The 11,369-nt window shown below is 67.9% G+C and carries 7 protein-coding genes; 5 read left to right on the forward strand and 2 right to left on the reverse strand.

Going from position 1 to position 11,369, the window contains the following annotated elements; all coding sequences use genetic code 11:
* Nucleotides 1-165 precede the first annotated feature (165 nt).
* Complete coding sequence (secA2, locus tag ACZ5ZX_RS27960; protein ID WP_465504932.1) at nucleotides 166-2,493, reverse strand: accessory Sec system translocase SecA2; 2,328 nt, start codon at nucleotides 2,491-2,493, stop codon at nucleotides 166-168.
* A gap of 150 nt (nucleotides 2,494-2,643) precedes the next feature.
* Between secA2 and ACZ5ZX_RS27965 the strand changes: the two genes are divergently transcribed.
* Both ACZ5ZX_RS27965 and ACZ5ZX_RS27970 read left to right on the forward strand, forming a co-directional pair.
* Complete coding sequence (locus ACZ5ZX_RS27965; RefSeq protein WP_465504950.1) at nucleotides 2,644-4,215, forward strand: alpha/beta hydrolase; 1,572 nt, start codon at nucleotides 2,644-2,646, stop codon at nucleotides 4,213-4,215.
* A gap of 52 nt (nucleotides 4,216-4,267) precedes the next feature.
* The gene (locus ACZ5ZX_RS27970; protein WP_465504933.1) at nucleotides 4,268-5,824 is read left to right on the forward strand and encodes an alpha/beta hydrolase; all 1,557 of its coding nucleotides are present in this window, start codon (nucleotides 4,268-4,270) and stop codon (nucleotides 5,822-5,824) included.
* 77 nt (nucleotides 5,825-5,901) lie between these two features.
* Here ACZ5ZX_RS27970 and ACZ5ZX_RS27975 read toward each other — a convergent pair whose 3' ends face one another.
* Nucleotides 5,902-6,582: an LppX_LprAFG lipoprotein gene (locus tag ACZ5ZX_RS27975; RefSeq protein WP_465504934.1), complete on the reverse strand. Its 681-nt coding sequence runs from the start codon at nucleotides 6,580-6,582 to the stop codon at nucleotides 5,902-5,904.
* An 89-nt stretch (nucleotides 6,583-6,671) separates the two neighbouring features.
* Here ACZ5ZX_RS27975 and ACZ5ZX_RS27980 point away from each other — a divergent pair, with 89 nt between their 5' ends.
* The 3 genes from ACZ5ZX_RS27980 (at nucleotide 6,672) to ACZ5ZX_RS27990 (ending at nucleotide 10,926) form a co-directional block, all read left to right on the forward strand.
* Nucleotides 6,672-7,937 (forward strand): MFS transporter, encoded by a 1,266-nt coding sequence (locus ACZ5ZX_RS27980; protein ID WP_465504935.1) that lies wholly within the window; start codon nucleotides 6,672-6,674, stop codon nucleotides 7,935-7,937.
* Nucleotides 7,938-8,005: 68 nt separating this feature from the next.
* Complete coding sequence (glnA, locus tag ACZ5ZX_RS27985; protein WP_005168007.1) at nucleotides 8,006-9,349, forward strand: type I glutamate--ammonia ligase; 1,344 nt, start codon at nucleotides 8,006-8,008, stop codon at nucleotides 9,347-9,349.
* Nucleotides 9,350-9,363: 14 nt separating this feature from the next.
* Nucleotides 9,364-10,926 carry an amidase gene (locus ACZ5ZX_RS27990; RefSeq protein WP_465504936.1) on the forward strand — a complete coding sequence of 521 codons (1,563 nt, stop codon included), beginning with the start codon at nucleotides 9,364-9,366 and terminating at the stop codon, nucleotides 10,924-10,926.
* Nucleotides 10,927-11,369: the final 443 nt, after the last annotated feature.

Below are 11,369 nucleotides of genomic sequence, written 5' to 3' on the forward strand. Positions count from 1 at the left end.
CCGGGGCCGGCTCGCCGGGCCGTGGTCAGGAGGGGAGCAAGGGACCTTTGCTATCGCCAGGCCGCTGACCTGGGAATTCTTGCGAAAAGAGAGCGGGGGACCTTTGCTGTCACTCTCCAGAAGAGAGTGATAGCAAAGGTCCCCCGCTCCGTTCCGGGGCCGAAGCTACTTCCGCTTGATCATGCTCCGCACCTTCTTGATGGTCTGCTCGAAGTCGGAGTCGAACGGGTTGTCGTGCACCAGGTAGGTCCACGTCGTGTTCGCCCGCCGCACACCCGCGTCACCGAGGTCGATCCCGTTCTCGGTGATCTCGGCTTCCTCGAGCGTCTTCGCCGCCCGCGTCGCCGCCTCCGGGATGATCTTGTGGAACTCGGGGATCGCCGCGCGGTGGAACTCGTCGATCGGCGTCTCCCGCGCCAGCGCCCGCAGGTGGATGCTCTCCCGCACGTCGGTCAGGAACGCCAGGTGGTCCGACCACAGCTGGTCGATGTGGAACAGCAGCACCTCCCGGCACAGCTGTTCGACGCGAGCTTCGTCGTCGACGGCCTCCGACAGCTCCTTGAACTTCTCCGGGTGCGCCTTCTCCAGCACCTCCGCCGCGTGCGCCGTCCGCAGCACCTTGTCCCGATGCTCGAGCAGCTCGCCGCGCTGCCGCTCGATCAGCCGCGTATAGCGCCAGGTGTTCCGGTGGATCTCCAGGTCGACACCCTCGGCGACGCGCTGCGCGTGGTTGATCTGCCGCAGCGCCGCCGGGTCGGTGATCTCGCCGCTGCCCACGTCCGAAGTGATGCCCTCGGGGACGTCCGGCGCGTTCGACAGCACGAGTTCGTCGTTCAGGCTGGCGAAGAACACCGCGCTGCCAGGGTCACCCTGCCGCCCGGACCGGCCGCGCAGCTGGCCGTCCAGCCTGCTCGACGGGTAACGGGCGGTGCCGATCACGTGCAGGCCGCCCAGTTCGACGACCTCGTCGCGGCCTTCGCCGTCCTTGCCGCCGAGCCGGATGTCGGTACCGCGACCGGCCATCTGGGTCGAAACGGTGACCGCGCCCTTCTTGCCGGCGTCGGCGATGATCGCGGCTTCCTCGGCGTCGTTGCGCGCGTTGAGCACGACGCATTCGAGGTCGGCCTTCGCCAGCTTCTCGGCCAGCTCCTCGGATTCGGCGACGTCCTGGGTGCCGACGAGGATCGGCCGCCCGCTCTCGTGCACGCGCCGGATCTCCTCCTCGATCGCGCGCAGCTTCTGCGACGGCGATCCGAAGATCCGGTCCTCCTGGTCTTCGCGGATGTTCGGTGTGTTCGGCGGGATGACCGCGACCTCGAGCTTGTAGAACTCGCGCAGCTGCTCGGCGACCGCGACCGCGGTACCGGTCATGCCCGCGACCTCGGGATAGCGTGCGAGCAGCGCCTGCACGGTGATCGAGTCGAGGATCTCGCCCCGGTCGGTCGCCTTGACCTGTTCCTTCGCTTCGACGGCGGCCTGGAGGCCGTCCGGCCAGCGCTGCAGTTCCGCGACACGGCCACGGGCGGCGTTGATCAGCTGCACCTTGCCGTCGCGGACGAGGTAGTCGACATCGCGGGTGAGCAGCGCGTGCGCGTGCAGCGCCACGTTGACCGCGGGCAGCCGGTCCGAGCCGGTCTCGTCGTAGAGGTTGATGTCGTCGCCGAGGGCCTTCTCGACCACCGACGCGCCCGCCTTGGTCAGCCAAGCGTTACGGCCGTCGGCGTCGGTCTCGTAGTGCAGACCGAGCCTCAGCCGCCGGACGATGTTCGCGACCTCTTCGTCGGCGTCGGTGTGGTCGATCGATCCCGCCATCACCAGCGGCACACGGGCCTCGTCGACCAGCACGGAGTCCGCCTCGTCGACGATCGCCACCTCGGGATCGCGCTGGACCAGATCCTCTTCGCGGGTCACCAGACGGTCGCGAAGCACGTCGAAGCCGATCTCGCTGACGGCGCCGTACGTGACTTCCTTCGCGTACGCCTCGCGGCGCTCGTCGCGGGAGTGGGCCGGTTCGATCCACCCGACGGAGACACCGAGCAGGTCGTAGATCGGGCCCATCCACTCCGCGTCACGCCGGGCGAGGTAGTCGTTCACCGTGACGACGTGGACGTGCTTGCCGCGCAGGGCGTACCCAGCCCCGGCCAGCGCACCCGCCAGTGTCTTGCCCTCACCGGTCTCCATCTGCACGATATGCCCGCTGAGCAGGCCCATCGTACCGATCAGCTGCACGTCGAAGGCGCGCTCGCCGAGCGCGCGCCGCGCGGCTTCACGGCCGAGCGCGCACACCTCGATCAGCTGTTCGTCGCCGAAGGACGAGGCTTCCCGGACCTTGCCGGCCCGCTCTGTCAGCTCCTCGTCGGAGAGCTTCTCCAACTCGGGCTCGAGCTTCTCGATGGCCGGCAGCAGCGCTTCGTAGCGGGTCAGCTCGACGCTGCCCGGCCGCTGGATGATCCGGCGCAGCTTTTTGCCCACCCGGCTGATCAGTGCTGCCACCCCTGTGCTCCCGTCTGTTTCTTCTGCCGTCCGCACCCGTATCACCAACGCAGTGGTGGTGCGGCCGAGTTCCACGGCCGATGGCACGATCCAACCGTGTCCACTCATGTCAGCGCCAGGTCCCGTGCCCGCCGATTCGCCGCGATCTCGCTGTCCGGCCTGCTCGCCGTCACCTTCGCCGCGTGCTCGTCGGGAGAGGGTAGAACTCAGCCGCCACCTCCGGCTACCGAGTCGCACGCTCCGTCCGGACCGGTGCCCGCAGGACTCGAGAAGTTCTACGGACAGAGTCTGACCTGGGCCGACTGTGCACCCTACGCGACATCCGATGACGCAAAAGCGGCGTTTCGAGTGAAGGACGCGCAATGCGCACGGCTGACGGTCCCGCTCGACTACGCGAAGCCTGAAGGCGACTCGATCACGCTCGGCCTGCTGCGCCGGAAGGCGCTGAAAACCGACGAAAGGATTGGAGCGCTCCTGGTCAACCCCGGTGGCCCAGGCGCGTCCGGCATGACGGCCGCGGCCGGTCTCGCCTCCCGGACGGCGACGAACGAACTGGGCAAACGCTTCGACATCGTCGGTTTCGACCCGCGTGGCATCGGTGCGAGCCAGCCACAGATCCGCTGCCTGACCGACGCCGAACGCGACGCGGACCGGGCGGACGACAGCGAGACCGATGGCTCACCCGACGGGGTGAAAAAGCAGGAAACCGAGTCCCAGGACTTCGCGGCCAGGTGCGCCCAGCGGACCGAACACGGCCCCGCGATGCTCGCGAACGTCGGCACCCGCGACGTCGTCAAGGACATGGACATCCTGCGTTCGGTGCTCGGCGACCCGAAACTGAACTACCTCGGCTACTCCTACGGAACGCGGATCGGATCCGCCTACGCGGAGGCCTTCCCGACGAATGTCCGCGCGCTGGTGCTCGACGGAGCCGTCGACCCCGAGCAGGACGCGGTGGAGTCACTGGTCGCGCAGGGGCAGGGCTTCGGCAAGGCGTTCGAAGCGTTCTCCAGCTGGTGCGTGGCGCGGGAGGACTGCGCGCTCGGACGCGACGCCGCGGGCACCACGAAGGCGTTCCAGGACCTGGTGCGGCCGCTGATCGACTTCCCGGTCCCCGTCAGCGACGGCCGGAAACTGTCGTACGAGGACGCGACCACCGGTGTGATACAGGCCCTCTACCAGGAAGATCTCTGGGAAACGCTCAACACCGCGCTCAACGAACTGAAGCGCCAGCGCGGCGACGGGCTGGAAAAACTGGCCGACCTCTACAACGATCGCGGCGCCGACGGACGCTACGGGACGACGCAGGACGCTTTCGTCGCGATCCGGTGCGTCGACGACCCGCGGGTCACCGATCCCGCGAAACTCCTCGACGCGCAGAAGCGGTACGCGCAGGCGGCGCCGTTCCTCGACGACGGCAAGCCGGACGGTTCCGCGCGTGACGCCTGCGCCTTCTGGCCAGTGCCGAACACCTCGGAGCCGCATCTGCCCAACGTCGAGGGCCTGCCGAAATCGTTGGTCATCTCGACGACCAACGACCCGGCAACCCCCTACCAGGCGGGCGTGAACCTGGCGAAAGCGATCAAGGGAGCTTTGCTGACGTTCGAGGGCAACCAGCACACGGTGTTCCTCCAGGGCGTCTCGTGCGTCGACCGGATCGGTATCAAATACCTGGTCGAAGGTGCCGTGCCGGACGAGGGCACGCGCTGCACGGCCGAGTAACGAGTTCGGCGCGAAAGCCGGTGAAGGGCCGGGACGCTGCGAAGATCGCGAGATGAGCCTTCGCCGCGTCCCGGCCGTGCTCGTCGTCATGCTGGTCGCGTCGTGCACGACGCAGCAGCCACAGCCCGCGCCGTCGGCACCTCCGCCGGCCTCGACGACTTCGGCGTCGCCGACTCCGGATCCGAAGGCACTCGAAAAGTTCACAGGGCAGAAGCTGGCCTGGGGTCCATGTACGGCGTTCCCAGACAAGGCGTTCGACTGCGCGAAGCTCACCGTGCCACTCGACTATCTGAAGCCGGGCGGCGAGACGATCGCGATCGGCGTACTCCGGCACAAGACCAAGAAGGCCGAACAGCGGATCGGCTCGCTCTTGATCAACCCGGGTGGGCCCGGCGGTTCGGGCGTCTCAGCGGCGGCGCGCATCGCGAAGTCCCGTCCCGCGGCACCCCTGGCCGCGCGGTTCGACATCGTCGGCTTCGACCCGCGCGGCGTCGGGACCAGCGATCCGAAGCTCGTCTGCCTCACCGGCACCGAACGCGACGCGGACCGGGCCGAAGATTCGGAAAGCGACATGACCCCCAGTGGGATCGCGAAGCAACTCGCCGACGCCAGGGCCTACGCGGCGAAGTGCATTGAGCGCACGAAGCACGGCGAAGAGATGCTCGCCAACATCGGGACCAGGGACGTCGTCCGGGATCTCGACGTCCTGCGCTCGGCCCTCGGCGACGAGAAACTCACCTATCTGGGCTTTTCGTACGGCACTCAGATCGGGACCGCGTATGCCGAGGCGTACCCGGAGAACGTGCGGGCGTTGCTCCTCGACGGCGCGGTCGATCCCGAACTCGACACCGCCGAATCACTGGTCACGCAGATGGCAGGTTTCCAGAACACGTTCACCGCGATCGGCAAGTGGTGCGCCGCCCGCGAGGACTGCGCGCTCGGCCGTGACGCCGGTGGCGTGGCGAAGGCGTTCCGAAATCTGGTCAAACCGCTGATCACCAAACCGGTCCCGGCCGGGAATCGCCTGCTCTCGTTCGAGGACGCCATCACGGGCACCAGCGCCGCGCTGTACTCGCAGGACGCGTGGAAATTCCTCAACGACGGGTTCGCCGAACTGAAGCGGGGGAGTGGCAAAACCCTGGTCGCGCTCGCCGACAGTTACTACGGCCGCGAGCCGGACGGCCGGTACACCGGGATCCTCGACGTCTATTTCGCGGTCCGTTGCGTCGACAGCACGCGGATCACCGACCGTCGCGTCATCGACGGCGCCCACGAGCGGATGCTCCAGGGAGCGCCGTTCCTCGACGGCGGCACTCCGGACATGAGCGAACTCGACATCTGTTCCGTCTGGCCGTCGCCAGCCACCTCCGAGGTCCACAAGCCGGACATCGAAGGCCTGCCGCGGCCGTTGGTCATCTCGACCACCGACGACCCGGCGACCCCATACGCGTCCGGCGTGAACCTCGCCCGGGACCTCAAGGGAGCTTTGCTCACGTTCGAGGGCGCGCAGCACACCGTGTTCCTCGACGGCAACGCGTGCGTCGACGGGGCAGGCCTCGCGTACCTGATCGGCGGCGAACTACCCGCTCCCGACACCCGCTGCAGCTAGCGGGGAGCAAGGGACCTTTGCTATCGCCACACCCGCTGACCTGGCCTTTCGCCCGCCGGGAGAGCAAGGGACCTTTGCTATCGCCCGTCCCCGACGACCACCGCGTTATGCCTGGTCAACGCCAATTCCAGCATCACCGCGAACTCCTCCGGCTTCGTCGGCGGCACCTGCACCCAAACCCGCACCAGCCGCCGCGGCTCGTCCTTCGAAATCCACAGCTTCACGAACACGTCCGCCTTGATCTCCGGCACGATTCCGCCGATCACCGCGGCAGGCACCTTCGCCCCGATCCGGAGCGAGTCGGTGTCCTGCACCCGCTCCCACCGCTCGCCCCGCAAATCGGTCGCCCCGGTCAGCAGCCGCCGCAGCCCGCCTTCGGCCCCGAGCATCGCCCGCGGCGTGTAGGGCGCCGAAGCCGCGATCGTCCGCTCCACCTCGGGACCACTGAGCGTGATCTCCGACCCGTGCAGCCGGTACTTGACCTTCACCCGCTCGAAGTCGTCCTGCAGATCCGCGTTACCGACCGCGCTTCCGTCCTGGCCACCCTCCAGGCTGATCTCGCCGTCGAGTCCGCGCACCGGAAGCCCGGAGACGACGCCGTTCACCCCGAGTTTGAAGCGCACGCTGCGCAAAGAGGCGAGGGAGTCGGCCGCCGCGCTCACGAATTCCGGGGCAGGAGGCAACGGGGGTGACCCCGCGCAGCCGCCGATGAGCCCGATCGTGAGCAGCAGCGCCGGGACAAGGTGACGGCAGCGCATGGCCAGAGCCTATGGCCTTGGCCCGAATCTTTCGCATAGTGTCCTTCCAGCCGCTTCCGCCGGAAGCCACCGGCGATGACGCTGTACCCGTGCAACCTGAGACCCGACTCCACCGAGCGTGGTTCGTCGCCGCAGCCGCTTTCATCGCCCTCCTCGCCGCCGCCGGTTTCCGTGCCGCCCCCGGCGTGCTCATCGACCCGCTCCACAACGAATTCGGCTGGTCCCGCGCGACGATCGCGTCAGCCGTCTCCGTGAACCTCGTGCTCTACGGCCTCTTCTCGCCTTTCGCGGCTGCTCTCATGGAGCGCTTCGGCATGCGACGCGTCGCTTCGACGGCGCTCTTCGTCGTCGCGATCGGCGCGGGCGGCACGGTGTTCATGAGCGCGAGCTGGCAACTGATCCTCTGCTGGGGCGTCCTGGTCGGCGTCGGCACCGGCTCGATGGCGATGAGCTTCGCCGCGACGGTCGCCGCCCGCTGGTTCGTTCGCAGCCGCGGCGTCGTCACCGGCGTCCTCACCGCGGCGGGCGCCACCGGCCAGCTGATCTTTCTCCCGATCGTGGCGAACCTCGCCGTCGACGCGGGCTGGCGGACGGCCTCGCTCGTCATCGCCATCGCCGCCCTGGCCGTCGTCCCCGTCGTCCTGCTGGTGGTCCGCGATCACCCGTCCGACGTCGGTACGACCGCCTACGGCGCGGAACCCGGCGAAGTCGCCCCGCCAGTCCGTACGGGTGGTTCTGCCCGCCGCGCGCTTTCCGTCCTCGGCACGGCAGCACGCACCAAGACGTTCTGGTTGCTCGCGGCCGGTTTCGCGATTTGCGGCGCCACGACGAACGGCCTGGTCAGCACCCACTTCGTCCCCGCGGCGCACGACCACGGCATGCCTCAGACCACCGCAGCCGGCCTGCTCGCCCTCGTCGGGATCTTCGACGTCGCCGGCACGATCGCCTCCGGGTGGCTCACAGACCGGGTCGATCCGCGGATCCTCCTCGGCGTCTACTACGCCCTTCGCGGTGTCTCGCTCGCGCTGCTTCCGCAACTGCTGAGCGGATCGGTCGAACCGAGCATGTGGGCGTTCATCGTCTTCTACGGCCTCGACTGGGTGGCGACGGTCCCACCCACGGTCGCGCTCTGCGTCCGCCAGTTCGGGGCCGCCGGCCCGATCGTCTTCGGCTGGGTCTTCGCCAGTCACCAGCTTGGGGCCGGACTCGCGGCCTTCGGTGCGGGCGCGATCCGCGACGCCTCCGGCAGCTACGCGCTCGCTTGGTACATCGCCGCGGGTCTCGCCGTGCTCGCTTCGGTCGCTTCGCTGGCGATCACGAAGGCCGCGAAACCCGAACCGGTCCTCGTGGCGTGATCCATCACTTCCGGTCGAACGGCGCGTCGCGAAACATGTCGTTAACACGTTCTCGTTAGGGTGCGGCCATGGATCGCCAGCAGGAGTTCGTGCTCCGTACCTTGGAAGAGCGCGACATCCGTTTCGTCAGGCTCTGGTTCACCGACGTGCTGGGGTTTCTCAAGTCCGTCGCCGTAGCGCCCGCCGAGCTCGAGGGCGCCTTCAGTGAGGGGATCGGCTTCGATGGATCGGCCATCGAAGGATTCGCGCGCGTCTACGAATCCGACATGGTCGCGAAGCCCGACCCGGCCACGTTCCAGGTGCTGCCCTGGGAGACCCCGGACGGCGGCCCGTACTCGGCGCGCATGTTCTGCGACATCGCGATGCCGGACGGCTCCCCGTCCTGGGCGGACCCCCGGCACGTCCTGCGCAGGCAGCTCTCGAAGGCGGCCGAAGCGGGTTTCACCTGCTACGTCCACCCTGAAATCGAGTTCTTCCTGCTCGCGAGCCTGCCGGACGACGGCAGCGAGCCCGAGCCCGCGGACAACGGCGGGTACTTCGACCAGGCCAGCCACGCGACCGCGACGCACTTCCGCCGTCACGCCATCGAGACGCTCGAGGCGATGGGGATCTCGGTCGAGTTCAGCCATCACGAGGGCGCGCCCGGCCAGCAGGAGATCGACCTCAGGTACGCCGACGCGCTGACCATGGCCGACAACGTGATGACCTTCCGTTACGTCGTCAAGGAGGTCGCGCTCACCCAGGGTGTCCGGGCGACCTTCATGCCGAAGCCGTTCACCAATCAGCCGGGCTCGGGAATGCACACCCACGTCAGCCTGTTCGAGGGTGATCGCAACGCTTTCTACGACGCCGAAGACCCCTACGAGTTGTCCGCGACAGGTAAAGCCTTCGTGGCGGGGCTGCTGCACCACGCGAAGGAGATCTCGGCGGTCACGAACCAGTGGGTGAACTCCTACAAACGGCTGATCAGCGGCAGTGAGGCCCCGACGACCGTTTCGTGGGGCCGGGCCAACCGGTCCGCGCTGGTCAGGGTGCCGATGTACTCGCCGGGCAAGGCGTCGTCACGACGCGTCGAGATCCGCACACTCGACTCCGCTTGTAACCCCTATCTGGCTTACTCGGTCATCCTGGCCGCCGGCCTCAAGGGCATCGAGAAGGGCTACGAGCTGCCGCCTCCCGCCGAGGACAACATCTGGCAGCTGTCCGACGCCGAACGTCGCGCGGCCGGGTATGCCCAGCTCCCGCAGAACCTCGGGGAGGCGCTGGCCGAAATGGAGAAATCGGAACTTCTGCCCGAAGCGCTCGGAGAGCACGTTTACGACTTCTTCCTGCGTAACAAACGTGTTGAATGGGATAACTACCGCAGCGCGGTGACCCCGTACGAGCTGCGGACCCTGCTTCCGGTTCTCTAGACGAGGGAGACCTGATGGTGCGGCGACCGGTGTTCGGAATCCTGACGACATTGGTCGCCGTGACCATCGCGGCGAGTGCCGCACCCGCGGCATCCGCCACCGGCGGAGCACTCGATCTCGACGCCGCCGACATCCCCGCGCTCCAGGCGCGGATGTCCGCCGGACGGCTGACCGCGGTCGGCCTGACCTCGGCATACCTCGATCGCATCCGCAAGGTCGACCGGAAGGTGAACGCGGTCATCGCGGTCAATCCGGCCGCGATCGCGCAAGCCGCGGAGAGCGACGCCCGGCGTCGCGCGGGCAAAACCCGGGGCCCGTTGGACGGCATCCCTGTCCTGGTGAAGGACAACGTCGACACCCGCTCGATGCAGACGACCGCGGGCTCGCGCGCGCTGCGGAGCAAGCCCGCGAAGGACGCGACACTGGTCAGCCGTCTGCGTGACGCGGGCGCGGTGGTACTCGGCAAGGCGAACTTGTCCGAATGGGCGAACTTCCGCGCCGCCAAACCCACTTCCGGGTGGTCCGGTGTCGGTGGGCAGACGAACAACCCGTACGTGCTCGATCGCAATCCTTGTGGGTCATCCGCCGGATCCGCCGCGGGTGTCGCCGCGTCGCTCGCCCAGGCCGCGATCGGCAGCGAGACGGACGGCTCGATCGTCTGTCCCGCCGGGATGACCTCGACTGTGGGGCACAAACCGAGCCTCGGCCTGGTCAGCCGCACCGGCGTGGTGCCGATCTCCGCCGAACAGGACACCGCCGGCCCGATGGCCAGGCACGTCGTCGACGTCGCGCTGACCCTGTCCGCGCTGCAGGGCCGCGACCCGAGCGACCCGGCCACCGGCGCGTACCCGCCGAACCAACCGACCGACTACGCCGCGCACCTGCGGCCCGGCGTGCTGAAGGGCTCCCGGATCGGCCTCTGGCGCCTGCCGGTACTCGGCCCGGACGTCGAGGCTGTGATGACGCGAACTCGAAAAGAACTGGTCAAAGCCGGTGCCGAGGTCGTCGAGGTGACCCCGCCGTACCAGGCACGACTCGGTGAGCTGGAGTTCCCGGCGCTGCTCACCGAGTTCCACCGGGACATCGACCGCTACCTGGCCACGCGCCCGGAGGGACCACGCGATCTCGCCGCGCTCATCGCCTACAACCGCGCGGACCCACTCGAGCAGACCTGTTTCGCCGGTCAAGAGCTCTTCGAACAGGCGCTCGCCGCACCCGGCCCGTCCGACCCCGCCTACCTGGCCATGCGACGCGAGTTGACCGACCTGGCGAAGCGCTCGATCGACGAGACCCTCGCGAAGTACCGCCTCGACGCGATCGCCGCGCCCACGAACCCGCCCGCCTGGAAGACCGACTGCAAGACCGGTGACAACGACGTGATCCCGTCGTCGACCCCCGCCGCGGTCGCGGGGTACCCGGCGGTGACCGTGCCCGCCGGCTTCGTCGGCGAACTCCCGGTCGGAGTCTCGTTCATGGCGGGGCGGTGGACCGACGCCCGAGTGCTCGCCTACGCGGCCGACTTCGAACGCGTCGCCCCCGCCCGCAAACCGCCTCGCTACCTGAAGACCGTCGGATGAGGGGGCTTCGCACCGGCTGACCTGCGGCGATGTCCTTAAGTGACCCCCCTGTTTTCAGGGGGTTCCGGGGCATGTAATCTTCTCTTCGTCGCCAGGAACACCGGGCCGCCGGGGCCGAAAGCCCCGAGGCAAGGAACCAGGGCCGAGCGGGTTGACACCGCGAACCGGACCAGGTAATGTTCAGCGTCGGCCCACGAGCGGCCGCCGACCCCCTACGACTAAGACCGTAGGATTCGGCATGCTCGACCAAAAGCTTGTGAATATCGCTTTGAAACAAAGCGTGTTGCTTGAGAACTCAACAGTGTGCTAGTGAACTAAGCCAGTAGAGCTTATGTATTTGAACCTCGTTTGAGGTTCCTTTGAGAGCAAGTAAATTTGCCTCGATCAAATTTGACATTGTTGGAGAGTTTGATCCTGGCTCAGGACGAACGCTGGCGGCGTGC

This window comes from Amycolatopsis sp. NPDC033938, assembly GCF_055575975.1.